Raw genomic sequence first — 24,039 nt, 5'->3', positions numbered from 1 at the left:
ATAAATATCAAATTGTCACCAAATAGGGCTAAGCTAGACCCTGGTCAGATGGGATTGAATTCTTCTGCATTCCATCGACAATACGTCAAAATGAGATTGGAAATGACAACTGATAATTTGGCTCAAAAGCAAGCTTTATATATTCCTTATGCCGGTAATACCCTTTTAGAACTCCCATTGTTAAACAAAGGTTCTGCATTTACTGAACAAGAACGTAGTCACTTCAATTTGCACGGCCTTATTCCTCATGTCATTGAAAGCATAGAGGAGCAGAGCCAGCGTTCCTATCAACAATATTGTGCTTTTAATGATGCGATCAATAAGCACATTTACCTGCGCAATATTCAAGACACCAATGAAACTTTGTTCTATCACTTAATTGAGCATCATTTAACTGAAATGATGCCGATCATTTATACCCCAACAGTGGGTGAAGCTTGTCAGCGTTTTTCCGATATTTATCGCCGCCATCGCGGAATTTTTATCTCTTATCCAGATCGAGCCCATATTGATGATATTTTACAAAATGTGAATAAAAAAAATGTCAAAGTCATTGTGATTACTGACGGTGAACGTATTTTAGGTTTGGGTGATCAAGGTATTGGTGGGATGGGCATTCCGATTGGAAAATTGTCTTTATACACTGCATGTGGTGGCATAAGTCCTGCTTATACCTTACCGATTACTTTAGATGTCGGTACCAATAATTCGCAATTGCTGAACGATCCTATTTATATGGGTTGGAATCAGCCACGCATTAATGGAGATGAATATTATGAATTTGTCGACCATGTGATTGCAGCCATTCAGCGCCGTTGGCCAAAAGCTTTGATTCAATTTGAAGATTTTGCCCAAAAAAATGCCATGCCTTTATTAAATAAATATCGTGATCAAATTTGTTGTTTTAATGATGATATTCAAGGCACGGCAGCGGTGTCCGTGGGGAGTCTGATTGCTGCTTCGCATGCTGCAGGTAAACAACTGAAAGATCAGACAATTGCCTTCTTGGGTGCAGGCTCAGCTGGCTGTGGTATTGCTGAACAAATTGTGGCGAAAATGGTGACTGAAGGCTTAACTAATGCGCAGGCACGTGCTCGTATTTATATGGTTGACCGTTTTGGCTTGATCACTGAAAACCAGCCAAATTTGCTTGATTTTCAACGTAAGCTCGCGCAAAAACCAGACAATGTGGAGCACTGGGGCAATGCACAAGAAATTATTTCCTTACTCGATGTAGTACAAAATGCCAAACCCACGGTGTTAATTGGTGTGTCGGGTCAAGCAGGTTTATTTACTGAAGAGATCATCAAGACACTGGCAGCTAATTGCGAACGTCCCATTGTTTTGCCCTTATCGAATCCGACTTCACAAGTTGAAGCCGTGCCAGCAGATATTTTGCAATGGACCGAAGGCAGGGCACTCATCGCAACTGGCAGCCCATTTGTACCTGTTAATTATCAAGGTAAGATTTACAACATCTCGCAATGTAATAACTCTTATATTTTTCCTGGCATTGGTTTGGGGGTGATTGCCTCTGGTGCAACTCGAGTAACCGACAGTATGCTGATAGCATCGAGTAATACCTTGGCAGCATGCTCACCCATGTTACAGAATCCAGAAGCAGATCTGCTCCCTGATTTGAATGAAATTCAGCAGGTATCTAAAACGATTGCGTTTAAAGTGGCTAAAGCAGCGATGGAAGCGGGGGTTGCACCGCTCATCTCTGATGAGTTGTTAACTCAAGCCATCGAAGCGAATTTCTGGAAGCCGAACTACCGTGATTATAAGCGTGTCACATTCTAATTTTCATGAACGTAGTTTTAGTAGCTGAGTGAATATCAGAGAGTTAGCCGAGTTATGTAAGTAGCTCGGTTTTTTAAATAAAGAGTCATTCGTTTAGCTGATGATTGAACTGGAAATGGGGTGGTTTTCTAAATAGCGATATATATAAATTGCAGGGAAATCCGGAGTTGAAGTGCAGAATTTTAAAGCAGATAAATCACGCTATCTTTAAGTATTTCAATGAATACTGTCATTTGATTTCGATTAGAAAATATAAATAATGAAGTTTATTACAAATGTATTTGTTAACTTGTTTGGCAAATATGTTATAAAGTGTAAATTTGGACACGGTATTGCGAGATTGCGTTTTTGAAACAGATTCTCTTGGCACTTAAATTAAATCTTCGTAAACTGATCTTGATTTCGACCATTGTTAGTGTTTCGTGCTTATTTATTGTTTCTATATTTATTCTCAATTATGTGATTAAAGAGCAACTCGTTCAGAACTCGCTTTCAGTGAATGCCAAATATGCGTCAAAGGTTGCCACCAGTGCAGATCAGCATTTTGATGATATGCTCAAAGAGTTAAAGTATAGTGCTGACCTGTTAGGACAGGATTTTTCTAACCCTCGATTAATACAAGAAGAAGCAAAGCGTCTTAAAAATCAATCCAACAAATTTAATAGTGTATTAATTGTTGATAAGCAAAAAAGAGTCATCTCTTTTGCACCGCAAAGTTTAAATCTGAGTACCCATATTTCATATAAAACAGTTGGAATTACTGAATCTTTAAAGCATAAAACGACTTATATTTCTTCGCCATATTGGTCAGTTAAACATAATCTGGTTGTGCTGCTGTCTCAACCTATTTATGACCAGAATAAAAATTATCACGGTATGATAGGTGGCACGATTTATTTACAAAAAAATAATCTAATTCAGAAAATGCTTTCAACCGAGTATGACTTTAAAAAAAGCTATATGTATGTTATTGATCAGGATAATCGCATTATTTTTCATCCTGATCATTCAAGAATTGGAGAAAAAATTATCAATAATAATGGTCTGGACTATATGGTGCGTACACGGATGGGGAATGTCCGGTTAATCAATAGTCGTGGTGTTGAAAATTTGGCCGGTTTTGCATACATTCCGAGTGTGAAGTGGATCGTAGTCTCTCAGCAACCGACGGAAGAGTTGTTAAAGCAAGCCAATGTTATTCTTTTAAAAGTTTCAGTCGGTATCTTTATTTTTTATTTTTTTATATTTTTTATAGTCTGGAGAATGTCGCGCTTTATTTCTTCACCTTTAAATAGCTTGGCCAAAATGGCCAGCATGCTCAATCAGCCAGACATTCAAGATAAAATCAAACAAGTTGATCCTTGGTATTTTGAAGTATTAAAGTTTAGAACGTCTTTGCTACTCAGTTCACAAGCGTTCAGTGAGAAGATTACTGAATTGCGTGAACATGTGAATACCGATCCACTGACGGGGTTATATAATCGACGTGGTATGCAAATATTCTTAAAAGAATTGGTGGGTTTAGGAAGAAGTTTTGCTGTTCTGGCGATTGATATCGATTTTTTTAAGAATGTTAATGATACCTATGGTCATGATCAAGGGGATATTGTTTTAAAAAACTTTGCCTGTTTTATGAACAATAATTTCAGGGACGAAGACATTTGTTGTCGCATAGGAGGGGAAGAATTTATTGTATTAATGACCACTTCCGATCCCAAGGTCGCCTACAATGCTGCCGAACGTTTAAGAAAAACAATGGAATCAAGCAACATTGATTCTATCGGACCCATTACGATATCTGTTGGAATGGCATTTTGGCCTAAAAACTCAAACGATGTGACTGAAGTTTTTAAAATGGCTGATAATAAACTTTATCAAGCTAAAAATAGCGGACGTAACTGTATTCGTTATTAAATAGTGGAACTGTATTTATTTGCATCATAATTCTACCTGCTTATAATTAAGTTTGAGCTCCGCAAGGCAAGCAGGTCTAGCAAAATAGTAGCCTTGAAAATAATTACATTCATATTTTCTGAGGAACTGAGCCTGGGCTTGATTTTCTATGCCTTCAGCAACTACGTTTAATCCCAGTTTATGGGCCATGACAATAATGGCAGCAACAATAGCACCATCTTTTTCATTTTCAGGTAAATGTTCAATAAAACTACGATCAAGTTTTATCTCATCAATAGGTAAAGTCCGTAGATAGCTCAGACTGGAGTAGCCTGTTCCAAAGTCATCTACAGACACCTTGACCCCTAAATCACGCACAGCTTTTAAAATTTCTGAAGAACGATCAGCACCTGCAATTAACATCGTTTCAGTGACTTCAATTTTTAACAACTCGGGTGGCAATTGCGTATCTGCAAGTGTTTTTTGCAAGTCATGCAGAAAGCCTGTACGTCTAAATTGTAAAGGAGAAAGATTGACTGCGACACTGAGGGTAGCACCATGTTTCTTATTCCATTGCACAATATCCTGACAAGCTTGTTGTAAAACCCACTGGCCAATCACTACAATTTGACCGGTTCTTTCAGCGAACGGGATAAAGTCTGCTGGAGAAATCAAACCTCTTTGTGGATGCTGCCAACGAATTAAGGCTTCTACACTTTTCAATTGGCCTGAGTCAGCATCAATAACCGGTTGATAGACGAGCCTAAACTGTTTTTCTTCGAGGGCGACCATTAATTCATGGCGCATCAGCACGTAATCGATTTTGTGTGTGCGGGTCGCATTAAAAGCATACCAGTGCCAAGTATTTCCACCTTCTTTTTTTGCTTCACTCATGGCATGGATCGCATGATGCAGCAATTGTTTAGATTTTTCTACCTGCGGGTCATCATCTGCAATGCCAATACTGGCACTAATATGGATTTTATGATTCTCAATATCAAATGGAACGGATAAACTTTTTAATATTTGCTCTGCAATAACAGCGACTTCTTTTAAGTCATGACACTTATTCAGAAGTATGGCAAATTCATCTCCTGAAAAATGAGAAATCACATCCTCTTCTTGAATGACTTGACGCAGGCGATTTGCTACAGCACTCAGAAGTTGATCACCAATGACGTGTCCCAAGCTTTGATTTAAAGGTTGGAAGTCATCTAAATCTACATACATAACAATCAAGGATTGATGACTCTCATGTTGTATGCAAAATGCGACATCGAGTGCTTCTTCAAAGGTATGATGGTTAATTAATCCAGTTAAATTATCGTGGGTTTGCTGACGCGCTATATATTCGCTATTTGCCCGTTGTTGAGTGACATCTTGCTGAATTCCAATAAAATGTGTGCAAAAGTTTTTGTCATTAAAAACCGGTCCTAATATCAGTTGGTTCCAGAACCAGCTACCATCTTTGCGATAGTTTTTTAAAGTGACCTGAATTTCCTGCTGTTCTTTAATCGCACTGCGTATTTTATTAACCGTTTCAGGATCTGTATCAGGACCTTGTAGGAAACGACAATTTTTACCAATGATTTCGTCTTTCGTATAACCCGTCAGGCTTTCAAAAGCAGGATTCACATATTCAATTGCTTGGTTCTTGCTAGTACTAGTCAACACGATTCCATGAGGATTAGCATCGACACTACGTTTAAGCAGGCGCAGCATTTCCTCGGTTTCACGCCTATATGTAATATCACGAGCGATACCGAACACGCCAACCACCTGTTGAGCTTGTTTAATCGGTAAATAAGTGACGTCTAACCAGTAACATTCCCCTAAGGAATTAAGTGCTTGAATTTCTAGGTGCTGCCCATCGCCTTTGATAGCTTGTTCAAAAGCTGTTTGAGCTATGGATTGAGATTCAGCACAAATAAATTTTGAGAAATGTAAGCCCATAATCTGTTCATGACTAAATTTAGTGATGTATTTAGAGGCAAGATTACCGTCAATAATGATGCCTTCAAGATCATGTTCAAAAATTGCATCTGGGTGGTAAGTGAAGAACGACCGGTATTTATCATTAAGAGCTAGTTTTTGTTGTCGTTCTGTATGCAGATCCATGCTTAAAGCAACTAAAGATGCGGCATGACGAATTAATTTAATATGAGTGTCGGTGGGACATTTAGGAGAACGATAATATGTGCCAAAGGTACCATACAGTTTTCCTTGGCCATTAATAATAGGCGTAGACCAACATGCATTTAAATTTTCTTCTTGAATCAGTTGTTTAAAAGATTCCCAGTTCTGATCGATCGCTAAATTTTCACAAATAACGAGTTTACGATGAAAAGCGGCTGCCCCACATGCTCCTACATTTGGACCTATTTTTAGATTAGTGATTGCTTCTTTATATCGATTAGAAAAATGCCCTGTACCGCTGATCAAATTTAAAGTTTGTTCAGTTTCTGAGTACAACATAATGGATACCATTGAATCAGGTATCCGAGCTTCTAACCATTCACTAACAGTATGAAAAATGACTGTTAAATCGGCATGCTGCCCAATTAAATTAAAGATAGATTGAGTATCTAAATAACTCGCTGTTTGACTCATATAGCATTCCATTCTTGAGTTGTATTGCGCATTTTTGATAGATTCTCAACTGAAATTCTTTAAATTAGATCTAAATATTGATTACTAATCTCACTTAAACAATATAACAAAAATGTGATAATCCTCACATATAATTATCTACAAGTTTTATAGATATGAGACTTAAAATTAGACAATCGCATACATCATGTAATAGCCCGATTAAAATGAATACTCTCAATTAAAAATGATATAGCACTAGGGTTAATGAGTGCTATATCATTTTGTGTAAACCCTAATCTTGGTAATAGTCATTGACATAAATGATGATATTAAAATGAGTGATTATATGTTAAATAAATAGTTATAAAACATATTGTTGTGTGGCTTTGTTGCACAAAGATTTAAAAGATAACACTCTGCTCATTTGAACAGAATTCAAATGACAACTTGGGTATGAGGACGACCTAATTCTGTAAATTTGTTCAATACGGCTATGCGTGCATGAATCTCATTCACCTGACTAGAAAAACTCCTTGCTGTTAATTTATCACCTAATAGTTTGATGCAATGCATCTTGGTTTCAACTAAACTTCGACGATGATAACCAGACCATTTTTTCCAAAGCGTTCTTCCTAAACGTTTAACTGTTTTCAGTAACTCATTCCGCTCTAAAGATCTCAATTTCTGATCTTTCCATGGTTTTGCATTTTTTCTTGGCGGAATGAGCGCATGTGCATCTCGATCTAGAATGACTTGTCTGCAGTGCTTCGTGTCATAAGCACCATCGGTATAGACCGAATCAATTCGTTCATCTAAGGGAATTTGAGCAAGTAAATCACCGAGTACTTGCGAATCGCTCACATTATTTGTAGTAAGCTGTACTGCACGTATTTGCAAGGTTTCAGCATCGATGCCAATATGAAGCTTACGCCATTGGCGACGATATTCAGGTCCATGTTTCTTACGTTTCCACTCACCTTCACCTAGAAACTTTAAGCCAGTTGAGTCGACGAGTAGATGTAGCCCATCACTACTTTTTTGATAGCTAATCGCAATATCAATATGTTTTTGTCTTCGACAAAGTGTACTGTAATCTGGTGCGGTCCAATTTAATCCACAAAGTTTAATCAGACTTTGAACAAAACCCGTGACCATGCGTAAAGAGAGTCTAAATAAAGATTTGATCATTAAACAGCATTGAATAGCCGTATCGGAGTAAGTTTGATTTCGACCTTGCTTGTTTTGTGGTTGTGCATACCACTGAGTGTTTGGATCAAACCAAATGGAAATGTTGCCCCGATTAATGAGAGCGCGATTATAGGAAGACCAGTTGGTTGTACGATAAGTTTTAGGAGTAGGTTTATTCATTTTGAAATTATAGGACTGAATAAACCTTATAGGCTAGGTTTGTGCAACAAAGCCAAGTAGTAGCAATAAAAGTTGAATAGATTGGTGAATGAGTAGCCTTTATTTTTTTGATAAGCGAATTTATTCTCTTTGGATCTTTGGATCTTTGGATCTTTGGATCTTTGGATCTTTGGATCTTTGGATTTACAAACTGTATTCGAAGGCAATAAATGGTCTTATGTAAGTGATTAAGGAAACGAATGTTCCTCCCAAACTAAGGCCTCTTGAGAATTAACGAGAGTTAATTACACTAGCACAAAAATAAATCATGGCGGAAAAACCTGAATCCGTTTTGTCGCATCGCATAGCAATGCATTTGAATTTTTTAAGATTGCAGAAATAATGTTCAATCAGATGCCTCCATTTATACATCTGACGATCTATTTCCCGTTTACTTTCCTAGTTGATTTTGGTGGAATTACAGCTTTGATCCTAGACAATATTGTGAATAGAAAATCTCTCTAAATTCTTGAAATATTTCTGTTTCAAAGGTTTCGGGACTTAACCAGCCATTTGCTGAATGCCTTCTGATTCGATTGTAATAAACCTCAATATATTCAAACAAGACAGCATTCGCCTCTTTTCGAGTAGAAAACACTGCCATGTACAACAGGACTTTCAATGTATGAAAGAAGCTTTAGGTAACTGCATTATCTCAACAGTCAATATATGAAAAAATTATAAAATAATATTATTGTGGGATTCTAAAATATAGCCTAGCGCTTTATAACTTTTACTCCTTCTCTGGAACATTTTGACAAATATTGGATGGTTAACATCAACATAATCATATACCTGAACTTCAAATTTACCTTCATTTGGTCTAGGAATACGCCCAACATATTGAGCTAAAGTACCTTTCCAGGAGATCGGGAATGCCAAGAATAAGGTATCTAAACGAGGAAGATCAAAACCTTCACCAATGTATCTTCCAGTGGCAATCACAACATGAGCATCATCTAAATTTTGTTTTTCTTTTGTGTTTTTTGTATGGCTCATACCTCCCTGTAAAATAGATGTTTTATACCCTAAATCATTCAACTTGTTTCTAATACTTTCGGCATGTTTTCTGCGTTCAGTTAAAATCAACGGGATGCGGCCCTTTTGAATACAATGAGAGATATCTTTAATAATGGCATCATTACGTTTTGTATTTTCAACAAGATATTGCATAAGCTTTGAAATATGTGGTTTATTTTCGGTACCAAATAAAATTTCTGGGAATTCACCTTCATAATTTACTTTTATTAATAATTTCTTAAGCTTGGTATCATTGTTGGACTTCGCTTTGTATACAACAGAACCAGCTTGCATGAAAATAATGGGTTGATGCCCATCTTGACGTTCTGGTGTGGCTGTTAACCCGAGAATGTAGTACGGGCTGACTTCACTGAGAAGAAATTCATAGCTTGGTGCAGATAAATGGTGGCATTCATCTACGATAATTTGTCCATAGTTAAAGGCAATAGGTTTGATTGAATTACTTACGCGGTTGATTAGACTTTGATATGTCGCAATATCAATTTGATTAGAGGGTTTTGCCTTTCCACCTTGTATTGTACCAATTTCAACATTGGCTAAAAATGAATGTAATCGTTCTTTCCATTGAGAAACAAGTTCTTTGTTATGAACAAGAATGAGTGTATTTGTTTGGCGTTTGGCAATGATAGAAATTGCAGTAACAGTTTTTCCAAAAGCCGTGGGTGCGTGTAGAATTCCAACATCATGTTCAAGGATTTTTTTACATGCCATTTCCTGTTCAGGGTGTAACTCGGTAAGTAGACTTATATGGACTAATGCATCGCCTTTAGTGCGTTGATCTTTTAGTTCAATCTTAATATTTTGTTGATTAAGCAACTGACTTATTTCTGTTAGACATCCCCGTGGTAAACTTAGATATTGTCCTTCAAGGCGGGCACAACATATGTGTCTCGGAATACCAGTCGTCGAAAAACGCATTGCTTGTGCTTTAAAAAAACGAGGGTTGGAGAAAGTAGCTAATCTTTTTAATTGTGCTATCAATTGGGAGGGTAATGTCTGAATTGGAATGTGGATCATATTTGCGAATACCAATTCAATAGAATCTGGACATCCCGTGATTTTTTGATTTTTTTGAGGAATATTTTTTACCCATGGAACCTCATGGCCAACATCTGTTTGATTCTGTTCGATGAAGCTGTAACCTAGTTCATTCACAATATTAACTTCAGAAGAACTCATTAATTCAGTTTGTTGTAAAACAGTCCATGGATCAGTAAAGACATTAAAGTTACTGTCAATAAAGGTACTATTTCCTATCGCTCTTGCGTGTTTTTGTAAGGGTAATGCTATTAAATTTCCAAATCCGCCTGCTGGCATGTGATCTTGATTTGGAAACATACGATCGTAAGATTCAAAATCTAGAGCGGGATACAGTTCCATGGCCTTATCTAGAATACCGGCACCCATTAAGCGAGCTTGCTTGGCTGCAATTGGTTCAGAGAAAAATATCCAAATATGTGCGCCATTACCTGAACGAGAGCGCTCAACTAAAAATGGTATATTTAGAGATAAGCACGCTTCAGAAAATGCAGTTACACAATTTTTCCAATCTAATTTATCAAAATCTACTGCGAGTAACCTACATTGGTCTGTTGCTAACAGTGGGTAAATGCCTATAACCTTCTGTCCAGTTAAATGAGAATAAAGAACTTCTGGTGTGAGGGGTAATAGTTGACGACTTTTACAGTCTGAACATTTAATTTGTGGTTTGTAACAAATGCCATGTTTCCACTCATTTGCACAAGCAACAGAATAACCAGATTTTCCACTGCTATTTTCCCAACGATAAGCAAAGGTATCAGTTCGTCCAATAAACCTTTGAGAAAATAATAAAAGTCTTTCTTCTGCTGATAAATAATTCTTACTTTGACTTTTTTGTTCAAGCGATATAAGTTTTTCTTTTTCTTGATAAAGGCTTTGATATTCATTTTGTAATAATGTGATTTGGTCTAAAATTTGCTGCAATCTAACTGCAATTTCTTGTAACTTACTATTCACTGATTTTTCCTAAAAAACAGCTATTACTGTTCTAATATCAAATCTTAAATTAAAGAATTACAATATAATAAATCAATTAATTTTCAAAATATTAGACCTTTTTTGTAGGTGGTTCTTTGCATATCATTGTAAGCTCTATCATATATATGATTATAGCTTATCTCGAATAGCCTCAACGAATTTTAAGACAGCAGCTAATCCGCTAGGATTCTCAATTTGCTGCATAGGAATGCCACCTGTCCCATGATTTATTGTTTTCATGAAATGCTGAATCCAATCAAGATCTCCACCAGTCAGCGTATATAATGCAATATAGATACGGATAAGTAATAATGCATGTTTGCCCTGCTCGGAATCAGGATATAACTCAAGCTCAGTTTTGCTCAATGTAGCGCAATCTAGTTGAAGAACCATTGCAAGTTGCTCTTTATGGAGACCGAGTTGCTCAGCACTCTTCAACACAGCTTTTGCCAATACTTTTTTGTTATCTAGGTTATTTTTTAAAGATATATGCATACCTAGCCCTCTCAAGCAAAATTTGCTTAAAATTAGTCGAACTACATAAACAGTACATTACATAGCTAATAATGCGACAGCTCTTTAGAATTTAGCTATAGCAACAAAAACGGAATCAGCTAAGTAGAAAGTAATCCAATAAGGAAACTTAAATTCTATATTGACCTTGAAAATGTCAATATAAGGCATTTCTACTTGGGAATAACAAAAAAACCGCAGATCCTGTATCCACGTTTCATATGATTTATAGGATGGAAAGTGTAGTGAATTGTGTAAGAAAAGCGTAACCCTCTAATTCTTTATTTACTTCTTTGCTCTTGTTTTTATAACAAAGAATTAGAGAGTTAAATTTCTGCTGCCCTTCTCTATTTATATTTGTTTATTGTTATTCTGAGACTGATTAAATCACTTATTGATTAAGTTTTCATCACAAAAAATCAAAATATGATCACTAACTTGTAAGTTAATGTGACTAAAATCACATATTATTTAAACTTACCAATCATCAAAACGGACTTGGACTGCCATAGTCATTAACGGTTAATTATTTTTAGCTTGACGCTTTTTTATGGTACGTATAAATCTAAGACTGACTTTAATCGGACTTAATTTGAAAATCTACGGCTTCAGAGACCTCGATTTTAATATTTTAGCTGCCATACCTTACTGTGGGGTAATTCAAAATAACAGCGTATCTTTTTATATAAAGGCTAATTTTTTTCGTGAAAAATATACCCTAAATAAAAAAGCCTACCAACATTCACATGCGGTAAGCATTTGCCGTAATAAGTTCGGCTAGAGAGGGTTAGAGGAATATCCTAATTTGGTTTGGCCACATTTTCGGCATACTTTAATTACATTACCTTTATCGTCCTGTTCATACTCATAAGCATGTAAACAGAACAACTCTTTTAAAAATGAAAGCATTAAATTCTCCCTTTAATTCCAGCGAATTTAAAGGAATTAGCGCTTTATTAAATAAGCGACTAACGCACTAGTTCAATGAGAAGAATAGTGATGTTCAGGTGAATTTTTTGTGAAACTAAAGGAAAAAATGTATTTAGAGATTGCCTAAAAACAACTTGGTTTTTTAAGATCTAGATTTTATTTAATTTTTCACAGTTTGTTCACATGCCTTTAGTGTATTTTTAAAGGATTGAATACCTAACAGGTCATAAAATGAAAAGCTTGCTCAAACCTCTTTTAGCTACTGGCTTAATGGCATTCGCTGGTCTAGTTTTTTCTTTAACTGTTCAAGCAGAATCCATAAAACCCAAAGCAGTAGAAAGTATTGATGTTCAGCAATATGCGGGAAAATGGTATGAAATTGCGCACTTACCTATGTATTTCCAGCGCAACTGTGTCAGTCATACCACGGCCGATTACACTGTGAATTCAGATCATACCATTGGTGTCTTAAATAGCTGTCATACGGAAACAGGCAAAATTATCGCTTCACAGGGGGTAGCTTATCCTCAAAATAAGGGAATGAGTAAACTTAAGGTGAGTTTTCTTCCAGCCGGTTTGAGATGGTTGCCGTTCACTAAAGGTGATTATTGGGTGTTAAGAGTGGATCCTGAGTATCAGGTTGCCCTCATCGGTGGACCGACGCATAAATACTTATGGATTTTATCTAAAAATCCTCATTTAGATGAAGCGACTTATCAATCTTATTTAGAAACAGCGCGTGAGTATGGCTATGATCTGTCAAATTTAATCAAAACACCACAACAGTAAGAGGTCGCTTCATACTGAGGTAATCTTAGTTGTCTCAGTATGGAATAGGACATGAGCTTCACATAAATTTCATATCGCATTTCCTAGAATGAAAAGTATAAATAAATATTCAATATCCGGAAGAAACAATGTTTAAATTTTTTCTACGCTGGATGGATAGCTGGTCGGGTGATGCGAATACTCAAACAGTGCAACCCGTCAGGCATGCTAAAGACATCCAAATTCAATGGGTGCGAATCTTGCCCTTTATTTTATTGCATATTGCCTGCCTGGCAGTATTTTGGGTCGGTGTGTCGTGGTTTGCAGTGGTGTTTATGCTGTTTTTTTATCTGCTCAGGATGTTTGCAATTACGGCATTTTTTCACCGTTACTTATCTCATAAAACCTTTCAGACTTCGCGGCTTGTTCAGTTTATTTTTATCTTGATAGGCACCATGAGTGCTCAGCGCGGTCCTTTGTGGTGGGCGGCCCATCATCGTTACCACCATCGCTTTACCGATACCGAGCAAGATCCGCATTCATCTACCCATGGTTTTTGGTATAGCCACGTTGGATGGTTTCTGAATGAGCAAAATTTTAGTACCCGTAAAGCAGTGATTAAAGATTGGCTTAAGTATCCTGAACTGATCTGGTTAGATCGTTTCAGTCTTCCGGTGGTCTTAACAACAGCCGTTGGAATCTATGTTTTAGGGGAGTGGCTGGCTGTCGCATATCCAGTATTGGCTACCACTGGACCCCAGCTTTTGGTCTGGGGCTTTGTGATTTCAACCGTATTACTAATTCATGCCACATTGTGTATCAATTCCTTGGCCCACCTATACGGTTCACGGGATTTTGAAACCCCAGATCATAGTCGTAACAATCTATTCCTTTCGATTATTACCTTGGGTGAGGGGTGGCACAACAACCATCATTATTATGCAGGTAGTGCCCGACAGGGCTTTTATTGGTGGCAAATTGACGTGACTTATTACCTGCTGAAAATCATGTCATGGTTTGGGTTGGTGTGGGGATTAAAACCGATTCCTGAACGGGTCTATACTGCAAGCATCCGGACAGCATCAAAAATTAAAATCAGTTCAAATAAAGTTGAACATGGGGAAGGTTCATGAAAATTGCCATTATTGGGTCCGGTATTTCAGGTTTGTATGCTGCATGGAAACTTTCGCGACAGCATCAAGTTACTATATTTGAGAAGAATATATACTTTGGTGGTCATACTGACACCCATCAGTTTCAGATCGAGGGACAGCAAGTTGCAGTAGATAGTGGCTTTATTGTATTTAATGATTTTAATTATCCCTTATTCAGTGAAATGCTAGCTCAACTTGGGGTGGAAGCCCAAAGCAGTGACATGGGATTTTCAGTCAATAATCTGGTCACTGGGCTGCAATATAATCCGTCTCAGAAATGGTCTTTATTGACCCGTCCACAAAACTTTTTGAATAAAAAGTTCCGCCGTATGCTTTCTGACTTGCTGCGTTTTTATAGTGATAATAAAGATTTATCTGTGGCTGATTATGATCCTGAACTTAGCATTGAAGCTTATTTGAATCAAAATGATTACTCGGAAGAATTTCGTCAAGAACACCTCTATCCGATGTGTGGTGCCTTATGGTCTAGTCCAGTCAATCAGATCGGTAAAATTCCGTATAAGTTTGTGATCAGTTTTTTTCAGCATCACCGGATGCTGCAGCTAAAAGAACGCCCACAATGGCAAACGGTCAAAGGTGGCTCAGCAACCTATATCCGTGCGATTCAGCAGCAATGTCCATCGATTCAGTGGAAAAATCTGGCGGTAGATGGGGTTACCCGGCATGATAATCAGGTGTTGATTGATACTGCCGAAGGACTGCAAACCTTTGACTGGGTTATTTTTGCCAGTCATGCCGATGACAGCCTAAAACTGCTCAAAGATCCGACTGCCCTAGAGTTAGATGTGCTGAAAAATTTCAGTTATCAGGATAATCATATGGTGGTGCACCATGATGAATCCATCATGCCGAAACGACGTTCGCAGTGGGCTAGTTGGCATGTCCATGTCACACCTGATCAGAGCACATCAACACCGTCTGAGCCTGGCATTCATTATGGCTTTAGCTACTGGATGAATAAGCTGCAAAATTTACCCTGCAAGACTCAGATTTTCTCGACCTTAAATCCCAATATGCCTATAAACCCAAGTCAAATCCTGGTAGAACGGCATTACCGTCATCCAGTTTTTGATGAAAAAGCCATTAAAGCACAATCGCGCTGGCAGGAGATTCAAGGACAAAATCGAAGTTCATTTTGTGGGGCCTATTGGGGCTGGGGATTCCATGAAGATGGCGCCCGCAGTGCAGCCCGTGTGGTTGAACAATTGACTCATTTACCATGATTCGCCATGGAGCTCACAGATGTTAAATACCTCGCTTGCAATTGCGGACGCGAAAATTCGTCACAGACGCTATGCGCCAAAAGCACATGCTTTTGAGTCGAATTTAAGCTATTTATGGTTTGATCCCGATCAACTCGAGGCGATTACTGAAAAGTCATGGCTTTGGTCATCGCGGCATTGGAATGTTTTGACCTTATATCCGCATGATTTTCTCACTGCCTATCAGGGTACAGTTCGAGAAAAAGTTAAAAAAGCGCTGCTGCAATATGTCGGCACGTTATTGTTGCCCGATTGGCAGATCCGTATTCTGGCCTTACCCCGCTGTCTGGGTTTTCGCTTCAATTCGGTGGTGTTTTATTTCATTCTGAATCAAGACCATCAACCGCTGTTTATTCTAAGTGAGATTACCAACACGCCATGGAATGAACGCCAGGTGTATGTGCATGACTGCCGCGATCAGGTTCAGGCACATAGTGATTTTCAGGGCTATGAGTTTGATTTTGAAAAATCATTTCATGTATCGCCATTTATGCCGATGGATATTGATTACCGTTGGCGGTTTAATTTTTCTGATCAACTTAATGTGATTCACATGCAGTTGTTGCAACAGCAACAACTGATCTTTGATGCCAGCATGCGCTTTAGCTTAAATGCCATCACATTTCCTTCACAGCAGCATGGTTATGCTCTAATGCATAGTATTGAACCTTTTAAGATGGTGGCTTCCATCTATTTTCAAGCCTTGCAGTTATGGTGGAAAAAAGTTCCATTTCATCGGCACCCAAAGAAAGATAAGGACAGATAAGTCATGCTGAAAACATTTATTTACGGTGAGCAGGATTCATTGCCATGGGTATTAAGACGGGTATTTAAACTGCGTCATGGTCAGATCCATTTTCATGGGGTATGGACCGGTACAGTCGGTGAGCCTTCTGACTTAAATGTAGATATTTATGTTCATAATGCTGAATTAATTGACCTGATTATCAAAAATGGTGTTTTAGGTGCAGCGGAAGGTTATATTCGCGGTGATTGGAGTAGTGATGATTTAGTTCAGTTGATTCAACTACTGGTACGCAACCGTGATGTATTAGATAAAATTAATCAAAACTTTATCGTGCAAGCCAGTCAGGTTGCGCTGAAAAGCTGGTACAAGACCCGTCAAAACACGCTGAAAGGCAGTCGTAAAAATATTGCAGAGCATTACGACCTCAGTAATGACTTTTTTAAATTGTTCCTCGATTCTTCCATGATGTACTCCAGTGCGGTCTTTAAAGAGACACAGATGAGTTTGGAAGAGGCCTCTGATTATAAAAAAGAACTGATTTGTCAGAAATTACAGCTGAAACCCATGGATCATTTGGTCGAAATTGGCAGTGGCTGGGGTGGTTTTGCCATTTATGCGGCACAGCATTATGGCTGTCAGGTCACCACCATTACCATTTCCCAGGCACAGTATGAAGAAGCTGTGCAACGTGTTCAGGCTGCAGGTTTGAGTCACCGTGTTGATGTTCAACTCAAAGATTATCGCTTGCTGGATGGCAAGTTCGATAAATTGGTTTCGATTGAAATGATTGAAGCCGTCGGTGAGCAATATCTGCCGACCTATTTTGAAAAATGCCGAGCTTTGCTTAAGCCGCATGGTCTGGCACTGATTCAGGCCATTACCATTGAAGATGCGCGCTATAAAAAAGCACTGAATACGGTGGACTATATTAAACGCTATATTTTTCCGGGCAGTTTTATTCCCTGCATCAGTGTTTTAACGCAAAGTGCTTCTGAACAAAAGTTACGTTTGAAGCAGCTGGATGATATTGGTCAAAGTTATGCCCAAACCCTGCATCACTGGCGTGAGCGGTTTTTAGCTGCGCAAGGTCAGGTCAAGTCACTGGGTTTTGATGACAACTTTATTCGGATGTGGGACTTCTATTTATGCTATTGCGAAGGTGGCTTTAAAGAAGGCGTGATTAGTGACGTGCATATGCTGTTTGAAGCCAGTCCTTATTAAGTTCGCTTAACCCACAGACCCAGGAGACAAGATGATGCTATGGAACTTATTCTTGCTGAATGTATTGATCATGTTGTGCTGCTGGGTGGTTGCTATATTTAATAAACGTGCCGGTATTGTCGATGTGGCCTGGAGTTTTTGTATTGGGTTAAATGTGCTGTTAAGTGCGGTATTGATTGAAACTGCACCTGACTGGCTTCGTGTTTTTATCGGTGTATTGAGTGGGTTCTGGTTCTTACGTCTTTTTTGGCATTTGCTGCGGCGTTATCAGTCAGAACAGCAGGAAGACCGCCGCTATGCCAATATGCGACGCGCCATGGGCAAGTTTCAACATCTTGGATTTTTGGCTTTTTTCATCTTTCAGGCAGGTTTAGCGATTCTTTTTTTCCTGCCGATGTGGCTGCTGTTAAATACACCTGCAGAACAGTGGGGAAGTGAGAGCATGATTTTGCTGGTTGTCTCTGCATTGATTATGGTTATCGCATTGATGGGTGAAACACTGGCTGATCAGCAATTGTATAAATTTAAACTCAATCCTGAAAATCATGGCAAAACCATGGACCAAGGCTTGTGGAGATATTCGCGCCATCCCAATTATTTCTTTGAATGGTTGCACTGGTTTGCTTATCCCATCTTAGGTTTGGCTGTGGGTTTATATGGGTTATGGATTTATCCCGTGCTGATGTGGCTGTTTTTATATTACATCACCGGGATTCCGTTTAACGAGCAACAAGCATTGAAAAATCGTGGACAAAATTATCGCGATTATCAACAACGAACATCTATGTTTATTTTGTGGAAACCCAAAAAGTAGGTACGCCCATGGATTTTATCATTCATAAGTCATTAAAATTAGTTGAAAGTGGACTGATTCCAGATCAGGCCATTCGCGCTGCAATCCGGGCACTGAGTAAAAAAAGGCTGATTCAGGAAGGGCGTTATGATCCTGAACAGGCGGCTCAGCGTTATATGGATGTGTTGAATCTGCTGAAAAACAGTGAAATTGCCGTGGCTACAGACAAAGCCAACGAGCAACACTATGAATTACCGACCGAGTTTTTTCAGGCGGTACTGGGCAAGCGTTTGAAATATAGCGCCTGTTATTTTCCCAGTGAACAAACAACGCTGGATGAAGCAGAAGAAAATGCCCTACACATTTATGCAGAGCGTGCCCAGTTAAAAGATGGTCAGCACATACTTGAGTTAGGTTGTGGCTGGGGATCTTTAACCTTGTGGATGGCAGAGCATTATCCCAATGCAAAAATTACCGCGGTATCTAATTCCGCGACACAGCGCCAGCATATTATGTCTCAGGCACATGCGCGTGGGCTCACCAATCTGAATGTGATGACCTGTGATGTGAATGTACTCGAGCTTGAACCTGCTTCTTTTGACCGGGTAGTTTCGGTGGAAATGTTCGAGCATGTGCGTAATTATCAGCGCCTGTTTGAAAAAATTCAGGGCTGGTTAAAAGCCGATGGTTTACTGTGGTGTCATATTTTCTGCCATCGTTTTTTACATTATCCTTTTGAAATCCAGTCCGAATATGACTGGATGTCGAAGTATTTCTTTACCGGCGGTCTTATGCCTTCGGCCTCTACGTTCCTGCACTTTCAGCAGCATCTCGAGCTGAGTCAGCACTGGCAATGGTCAGGTGTACAGTATCAAAGAACAGCAAATGCATGGCTAGACAATATGGATCGCCAGCAGGCTGAACTGAAGCCTTTATTTCAGCAGGTCTATGGCAAAGATGCAGATGCCTGGTGGCAACGCTGGCGCATTTTCTTTATGGCTTGTGCTGAACTGTTTGGTTTCGAGCAGGGGCAGGAATGGGTGATTGGTCACTTCCTGTTTAAAAAGAAAGGCGTATAATTTCCTCAGCTTTATCATAGCGGTCAGTTTATGTTGAAACCCGATTCAAACACTACCGGCACACATCCATTAAGCAAGGTGTTCAACCGGTATTACTGGTTGCAGATTGCACTGATCGCGCTGTCTGTGGTGATTGGTCTGGCCTGTAGTGCATGGGTTATCAAAGGTTCACTGCTGAAAACTGCACTTGAACAGGAAATGGGTCATTACTGGACCCGGGTAGAACGTAATCCCAAAGCAGACTTGCCCGATACCAAAAACCTGTATGGTTATCGCTGGACAACAGATACTCCGCCAGTCCGCTTTCAGTCCATGCAGCTTGAGGACGGTGTGCATCGAATTTTCATTGATGGCAAGGAGCGCATGACGGTCTATAGCGAGCGCAATGGTCAGCATGTGTTATTGGTGTTTGGTGAAAGCAATGTCAATAAGCTGATCTGGCTGTTTGGTCTGGCTCCGCTGATGTTCAGCTTATTTGTACTGTATAGCTTTCTACTCTGGTCCAATCGCCGTGCAAAACGTTATTTTTCTCCGATTACCCGACTGGCGAATGCACTGGAGCATATTGACTGGGCACATCAGAATAAACAGGTTTCGCCTTTTCTGGGCATTCATACCAATGGCAACATGGAAGCAGAATACCTCAAACAGGCACTGGAAAAATATCATCAGGTCCTGAATGAGTTTATACAACGTGAACGTGAGTTTACTGGAGATGTGAGTCATGAGCTGCGTACTCCACTCACCATTTTAAAAGGGAATGTACAGCTTTGTCAGGCGCGTTATGGACATGATAAAGCATTGATCCGCTTAAACAATACCATTGAAGACATGCAACTGTTGGTCGACACACTACTGGCGATTGCGCGTAATAAAACTAATGATTTAAGCACTGAACTATGTATGTTGTCTGAAATCATTGAAGATTTAGTCACAGATTTAGATACAGTCAGTGCAAGTAAAGGCATGAGCATTGAAGTGCAAGATGAGGTCGGAGAACAACCGCGTTTGCTGTATCCTTCGATGACCAAAATGGTGCTGAGCAATATTTTACGTAATGCACTGAACTATTCTCAAGGATCAGAAATTCATATTATTCAGCAAAAAAATAAGATCGTGATTGCAGACAATGGCATTGGTATTAGCTTACCCAATAATGCCAAGGTGCAAGCCTTGACTGACTCGCAACTCTCTCTCACCGCCAAGGGGCATGGTATTGGCTTACAGCTGGTTCAGAAACTATGCAAACAACTGGGATGGCGAGTGGAGTTATTTGACCGACAGTATTATTTGAGTACCCATAGCGAGCTCAATCTGGCAGATACAACTGGACTGATTGTGGTGGTGTATTTACATTAACCTGCGCTGTCATCTCAACTTTCAAGGGCAATTTTTAAACCCACCCCAGACACGGTATGAATCAGTTTTTGCGCAAAAGGTTTGTCAACGACTTTACGCAAATTATAAATATGACTGCGTAAAGCATCGCTTTCCGGTTCCTCATCGCCCCAGAGTTCCATCATAATTTCCTGCTTACTGATGACCTTGGGGGAGTGGCGCATGAGAATTTTGAGCAATTTAAATTGAATCGGGGGGAGGTCAAGATTCTGACCGGCACGACTGACTGTTTGAGTTGAACTGTCCAGGATCAAATCGTGAATCTGTAGTTTACTGTTAGATACCTCACCTAATGAGCGTTTAATCAGGGCACGAATCCGCATCACCAATTCATTAAAATCAAACGGTTTCACTAGATAGTCATCGGTTCCAGAGGCAAAGCCTTTTAATTTGTCATCCAAAGTGTCACGAGCTGTAAGCATCAGTACCGGTAAATCCAGATCCTGCTCATTACGCAGCCAATCACATAAATCATAGCCTGAACCATCGGGCAAATTAATGTCCAGTAATAACAGATGATAGTGCTGATTTTTTAATAAATGACGTGCAGCATCTAGAGTCCGTGCATGATCAATGATATAGCCGTGTTCTTCTAGAAATTCACATATCGTTGCTGCTAATTCAAAGTGATCCTCAACCATGAGGATAAAGTGATTGCTCATAAGTCGATGATTAAACCTTTAATTTAATAATTGCTGCTTTAATTTAGCATTAAAAGGCGTCGCACCAAACCAAATATTAAAATATTGATTTATTTGAGTATCACTCACTTGCCCAAGGACTTTCTGGTTCAGTAATAACGTCATTTTTTGTGCAGTATGTTGGTAATTTAGACGATATAAATCGCCTTTTTTGACAGGCTTGTACCATTGGGTAATCTGGTTCAGTGCCATGTTTGGGCTATAGCCTGCAACGTTCTTTTTCAGAAAATGATTAGCTGCCCGTTTAAATGCCCATTCGGGAATATCATAACTATAGGCAAAATCAAGTTGAATACTCTGAGTGTCCCAGGGTTTTTCACAGTTTTCAGCAAAATAGCTGACCTGTCCCACATTTTTTGCAGTAACGATCAAAGGCGCTGTATTACATTTTTTTAATGTTGCAGCACCCGCCGGTACACTAACAGCTAGGATGGCCGTAGCCATCAGAGTTAAAGTGATTTTTTGAAGGGTAAAATCCATCCGTATGCTCCTCCGACCAGGGGTAGTGAACGATAAAGACCATTTGCAGGATCCCAAAAATCTTGTTGGAAAATAATCTGATTTGCCTGATTGATTTTAATTTCACTTATACCATAAGAATCCATGGTTTTAGTGCGACCAAACATCTTGAAATCATAGGCCATTTGCCAGTGAATGTAGGCAGAATCCTGATGATGTGTAGCACTGATCAGTTTGACGCTGACATTGCTTACCCGATTATTCATCCCTTGAAAATGTTGCACCAAATCTTTTTTTTGAGAAAATTGAGACAGCGTATCGTTAATAAATAATTGATCCGCATATAAATTACTGGCTTGTTCAACAAAAGCAGGAGTGCCTAAGGTATTAAATGCAGCAACAAAACGAGTGCCGATATCTAAAGCTTGTTGATCTGTTAAATTGATACCCTGAATTTTATGATCTGCCTGAGTATAGTCACTGCTATAACTTGGAACGGTTTTGCAGGCGGCTAGACTGACGAGCGCCAAGGTCGATACCAATAGTGTTTTTATAACCTTCATCACAATACTCCTTCCTTTTTATTTAATTTAAAAAAAGAGATGTGAAGGGGACGTGAACAGCTTATATATTTATCTATTATTGGGATCTCATGAAAATAAAAATCACAAATTATTCATCTCTAAAAACCCTTAACTAACTGGTTTGAAAACAGGTGGGTTAATATCCTCTCAGTTCAGATATCTTTTGCCAATAAAATTGATCATATTTTAGTCAAAATGAAATTTTATTGTGCTTTATCAATTACTCAATGCTTAAAACAATCCCCAATTTATGCGGATAAGTATGCGTATACTTTTTAATCATATTGTAGGCTTTAACGTCCAAAGATTTAGACCCTTTGCCTATAGGCAGTCTAAGGCTTATTTCCTATGATGAAATCATCAGGAACAGGAAGTTCCATAGAATAAGAAAAATAGATCAGCACAAGGATTGTAAGGTACGACAGGAGTTATACCTAGCTAACCAATACGAAAATCCTGACAGGATGTCAGGGTTTTTTATTTAATAAAATTTTGTTAGACAACATGCAAAGTATTTGTAGCTTTCCTTATAATTTTACAAGAGACTTAAGATCTGAATAAGAATAAAAATAATTTAATATGTATTGCTAAAATGAATAGCTTTCAAATAGAATTCAATTCTGAAAATAATTTAAATTACAACAATAAATTAGAGATTTTTACTCATGACGAAAAAGTACAATAAGTTTTTTTCTGCAGCAGCCGATTTTAATCTAGATCATTCCCCGTATTATTGGGTCACTCAAGTGCATGCTCAATATGTGCAGAACGTGGATCATGCACTAAAAAAATATGGTTTAGATAATTCTCGTCGTCGTATTTTACTGGCTTTAAAAGCCAAACCCCAGGCAAGTGTATCCAAGCTATCAGAAATGGTGATTTCCAAGATGTCGACCACCACAAAAATTATTTACCGTTTAAAAGACGAAGGGTTAGTGAATACTTATAGTTGTGAAGATGATGCCCGAATTACCCGGGTTGTATTAACCGATAAAGGACAACAAATGGCGCAAAAAATTAACGATCTCAGCCACATCGTTTTAGATCAATCTTTTGATGGTTTAACACCATTACAAATTGAAAAAATGTTAGAAAGTCTTAAACTTATTTTCAGAAACTTGGCCCATTGATCTAAATATAATTAAAAAGTTACAGTTGAAAGTTTTCTGTTTCATTTTTTGTTTTATGGGCATATGAATATTCGATCTCCCCTTCAGGAGAGTGTTTTCGCTTGTGCCCATTTTGGTACCGAATGACTTTTTAGGGTCACGTATAATTGATTTTGGATATACAAATTTAAAATTTTTTAATATTGAGGACTGAGCCCTTTACAATACAGAATTCAGTCATTAAAAGCTGCTTAATCAATCGTCTAACTTTAGGGGGGCAGGTCATATTAAATGGACATCATGTTTATGGCCTTAGACACTGAACAAACTAATACGCCGGTCAATTACCTTATATCCTTACGGGATTGGCAGAAAGTTGTCGATGCGAGAATCTGAATTGTCGGCAACTCTCTGGCAAAATTCCCTGGAAGCCCTGCATTTAACTGCCTAGCGCAATCCGATAATAAAACTTCACCCATTAATAACAAACCCGCCGCGCAGTTGGCATACAGTAAGTAAAGAAGTGGTTGACTGTGATCATAAA

The 24,039-nt window shown here is 38.7% G+C and carries 18 protein-coding genes and 1 pseudogene; 11 read left to right on the top strand and 8 right to left on the bottom strand.

Going from position 1 to position 24,039, the window contains the following annotated elements; genetic code table 11:
- Positions 1-102: 102 nt before the first annotated feature.
- A complete protein-coding gene (locus tag HLH14_RS13205; protein ID WP_171533232.1) occupies positions 103-1,803 on the top strand; it encodes an NAD-dependent malic enzyme in 1,701 nt (566 codons plus the stop codon).
- A gap of 348 nt (positions 1,804-2,151) precedes the next feature.
- Complete coding sequence (locus HLH14_RS13200) at positions 2,152-3,717, top strand: sensor domain-containing diguanylate cyclase (protein ID WP_171533231.1); 1,566 nt, start codon at positions 2,152-2,154, stop codon at positions 3,715-3,717.
- A 24-nt stretch (positions 3,718-3,741) separates the two neighbouring features.
- Here HLH14_RS13200 and HLH14_RS13195 read toward each other — a convergent pair whose 3' ends face one another.
- From HLH14_RS13195 to HLH14_RS13175, 5 genes and pseudogenes are all read right to left on the bottom strand, one after another.
- On the bottom strand, positions 3,742-6,306 hold the full coding sequence (locus HLH14_RS13195; RefSeq protein WP_171533230.1) for an EAL domain-containing protein: 2,565 nt from the start codon (positions 6,304-6,306) through the stop codon (positions 3,742-3,744).
- A gap of 417 nt (positions 6,307-6,723) precedes the next feature.
- Positions 6,724-7,656: an IS5-like element ISAha2 family transposase gene (locus tag HLH14_RS13190; protein WP_004758956.1), complete on the bottom strand. Its 933-nt coding sequence runs from the start codon at positions 7,654-7,656 to the stop codon at positions 6,724-6,726.
- Between the two features lie 471 nt (positions 7,657-8,127).
- A pseudogene (locus tag HLH14_RS13185) lies at positions 8,128-8,350 on the bottom strand (IS3 family transposase); the annotation flags it as partial.
- A gap of 23 nt (positions 8,351-8,373) precedes the next feature.
- Positions 8,374-10,734, bottom strand: coding sequence for a TOTE conflict system archaeo-eukaryotic primase domain-containing protein (locus tag HLH14_RS13180; RefSeq protein ID WP_171533229.1), 2,361 nt, complete (start codon positions 10,732-10,734; stop codon positions 8,374-8,376).
- Positions 10,735-10,884: 150 nt separating this feature from the next.
- Entirely contained in the window at positions 10,885-11,250 is a 366-nt protein-coding gene (locus tag HLH14_RS13175; protein WP_171533228.1) for an antitoxin Xre/MbcA/ParS toxin-binding domain-containing protein, read from the bottom strand.
- A 1,218-nt stretch (positions 11,251-12,468) separates the two neighbouring features.
- Between HLH14_RS13175 and HLH14_RS13170 the strand changes: the two genes are divergently transcribed.
- The 8 genes from HLH14_RS13170 to HLH14_RS13135 all read left to right on the top strand — a co-directional run bounded on the left by HLH14_RS13170 (position 12,469) and on the right by HLH14_RS13135 (position 20,603).
- Positions 12,469-12,987, top strand: a complete 519-nt coding sequence (locus HLH14_RS13170; RefSeq protein ID WP_378320817.1) for a lipocalin family protein — start codon at positions 12,469-12,471, stop codon at positions 12,985-12,987.
- A 128-nt stretch (positions 12,988-13,115) separates the two neighbouring features.
- The gene (locus HLH14_RS13165; RefSeq protein WP_171533226.1) at positions 13,116-14,099 is read left to right on the top strand and encodes an acyl-CoA desaturase; all 984 of its coding nucleotides are present in this window, start codon (positions 13,116-13,118) and stop codon (positions 14,097-14,099) included.
- Positions 14,096-15,364 (top strand): NAD(P)/FAD-dependent oxidoreductase, encoded by a 1,269-nt coding sequence (locus HLH14_RS13160; RefSeq protein ID WP_067723706.1) that lies wholly within the window; start codon positions 14,096-14,098, stop codon positions 15,362-15,364. The genes HLH14_RS13165 and HLH14_RS13160 overlap by 4 nt, the downstream gene beginning before the upstream one ends.
- 19 nt (positions 15,365-15,383) lie before the next feature.
- The gene (locus HLH14_RS13155) at positions 15,384-16,169 is read left to right on the top strand and encodes a DUF1365 domain-containing protein (RefSeq protein ID WP_086194131.1); all 786 of its coding nucleotides are present in this window, start codon (positions 15,384-15,386) and stop codon (positions 16,167-16,169) included.
- A gap of 3 nt (positions 16,170-16,172) precedes the next feature.
- Positions 16,173-17,372 carry an SAM-dependent methyltransferase gene (locus tag HLH14_RS13150; protein ID WP_086194132.1) on the top strand — a complete coding sequence of 400 codons (1,200 nt, stop codon included), beginning with the start codon at positions 16,173-16,175 and terminating at the stop codon, positions 17,370-17,372.
- A 34-nt stretch (positions 17,373-17,406) separates the two neighbouring features.
- A complete protein-coding gene (locus tag HLH14_RS13145; protein ID WP_067723728.1) occupies positions 17,407-18,186 on the top strand; it encodes a DUF1295 domain-containing protein in 780 nt (259 codons plus the stop codon).
- Between the two features lie 8 nt (positions 18,187-18,194).
- On the top strand, positions 18,195-19,244 hold the full coding sequence (locus HLH14_RS13140; RefSeq protein WP_067723709.1) for an SAM-dependent methyltransferase: 1,050 nt from the start codon (positions 18,195-18,197) through the stop codon (positions 19,242-19,244).
- A 30-nt stretch (positions 19,245-19,274) separates the two neighbouring features.
- A complete protein-coding gene (locus HLH14_RS13135; protein ID WP_171533225.1) occupies positions 19,275-20,603 on the top strand; it encodes a sensor histidine kinase in 1,329 nt (442 codons plus the stop codon).
- Between the two features lie 14 nt (positions 20,604-20,617).
- Here HLH14_RS13135 and HLH14_RS13130 read toward each other — a convergent pair whose 3' ends face one another.
- From HLH14_RS13130 to HLH14_RS13120, 3 genes are read right to left on the bottom strand one after another with little or no spacing between them, the layout of a single operon-like run.
- Entirely contained in the window at positions 20,618-21,304 is a 687-nt protein-coding gene (locus tag HLH14_RS13130; RefSeq protein WP_067723711.1) for a response regulator transcription factor, read from the bottom strand.
- Positions 21,305-21,322: 18 nt separating this feature from the next.
- A complete protein-coding gene (locus HLH14_RS13125; RefSeq protein ID WP_171533224.1) occupies positions 21,323-21,823 on the bottom strand; it encodes a chalcone isomerase family protein in 501 nt (166 codons plus the stop codon).
- The gene (locus HLH14_RS13120; protein ID WP_171533223.1) at positions 21,793-22,365 is read right to left on the bottom strand and encodes a nuclear transport factor 2 family protein; all 573 of its coding nucleotides are present in this window, start codon (positions 22,363-22,365) and stop codon (positions 21,793-21,795) included. Before HLH14_RS13120 ends, HLH14_RS13125 begins: the two co-directional genes overlap by 31 nt.
- A gap of 686 nt (positions 22,366-23,051) precedes the next feature.
- Here HLH14_RS13120 and HLH14_RS13115 point away from each other — a divergent pair.
- Entirely contained in the window at positions 23,052-23,516 is a 465-nt protein-coding gene (locus tag HLH14_RS13115) for a MarR family winged helix-turn-helix transcriptional regulator (protein WP_171533222.1), read from the top strand.
- The last annotated feature ends 523 nt before the right edge of the window (positions 23,517-24,039 follow it).

It is taken from the genome of Acinetobacter terrae, from assembly GCF_013004375.1.
GTDB lineage: Bacteria > Pseudomonadota > Gammaproteobacteria > Pseudomonadales > Moraxellaceae > Acinetobacter > Acinetobacter terrae.
Note: the sequence above shows the minus strand (reverse complement) of the source record. Positions and strands in the feature narration are given on the sequence as shown.

Coding starts and splice junctions, on each gene's coding strand:
- HLH14_RS13195 (WP_171533230.1), bottom strand. CDS start 6,306: ATGAGTCAAACAGCGAGTTATTTAGATACTCAATCTATCTTTAATTTA.
- HLH14_RS13150 (WP_086194132.1), top strand. CDS start 16,173: ATGCTGAAAACATTTATTTACGGTGAGCAGGATTCATTGCCATGGGTA.
- HLH14_RS13160 (WP_067723706.1), top strand. CDS start 14,096: ATGAAAATTGCCATTATTGGGTCCGGTATTTCAGGTTTGTATGCTGCA.
- HLH14_RS13125 (WP_171533224.1), bottom strand. CDS start 21,823: ATGGATTTTACCCTTCAAAAAATCACTTTAACTCTGATGGCTACGGCC.
- HLH14_RS13170 (WP_378320817.1), top strand. CDS start 12,469: ATGGCATTCGCTGGTCTAGTTTTTTCTTTAACTGTTCAAGCAGAATCC.
- HLH14_RS13205 (WP_171533232.1), top strand. CDS start 103: ATGACAACTGATAATTTGGCTCAAAAGCAAGCTTTATATATTCCTTAT.
- HLH14_RS13155 (WP_086194131.1), top strand. CDS start 15,384: ATGTTAAATACCTCGCTTGCAATTGCGGACGCGAAAATTCGTCACAGA.
- HLH14_RS13135 (WP_171533225.1), top strand. CDS start 19,275: ATGTTGAAACCCGATTCAAACACTACCGGCACACATCCATTAAGCAAG.
- HLH14_RS13175 (WP_171533228.1), bottom strand. CDS start 11,250: ATGCATATATCTTTAAAAAATAACCTAGATAACAAAAAAGTATTGGCA.
- HLH14_RS13115 (WP_171533222.1), top strand. CDS start 23,052: ATGACGAAAAAGTACAATAAGTTTTTTTCTGCAGCAGCCGATTTTAAT.
- HLH14_RS13165 (WP_171533226.1), top strand. CDS start 13,116: ATGTTTAAATTTTTTCTACGCTGGATGGATAGCTGGTCGGGTGATGCG.
- HLH14_RS13140 (WP_067723709.1), top strand. CDS start 18,195: ATGGATTTTATCATTCATAAGTCATTAAAATTAGTTGAAAGTGGACTG.
- HLH14_RS13145 (WP_067723728.1), top strand. CDS start 17,407: ATGCTATGGAACTTATTCTTGCTGAATGTATTGATCATGTTGTGCTGC.
- HLH14_RS13120 (WP_171533223.1), bottom strand. CDS start 22,365: ATGAAGGTTATAAAAACACTATTGGTATCGACCTTGGCGCTCGTCAGT.
- HLH14_RS13130 (WP_067723711.1), bottom strand. CDS start 21,304: ATGAGCAATCACTTTATCCTCATGGTTGAGGATCACTTTGAATTAGCA.
- HLH14_RS13190 (WP_004758956.1), bottom strand. CDS start 7,656: ATGAATAAACCTACTCCTAAAACTTATCGTACAACCAACTGGTCTTCC.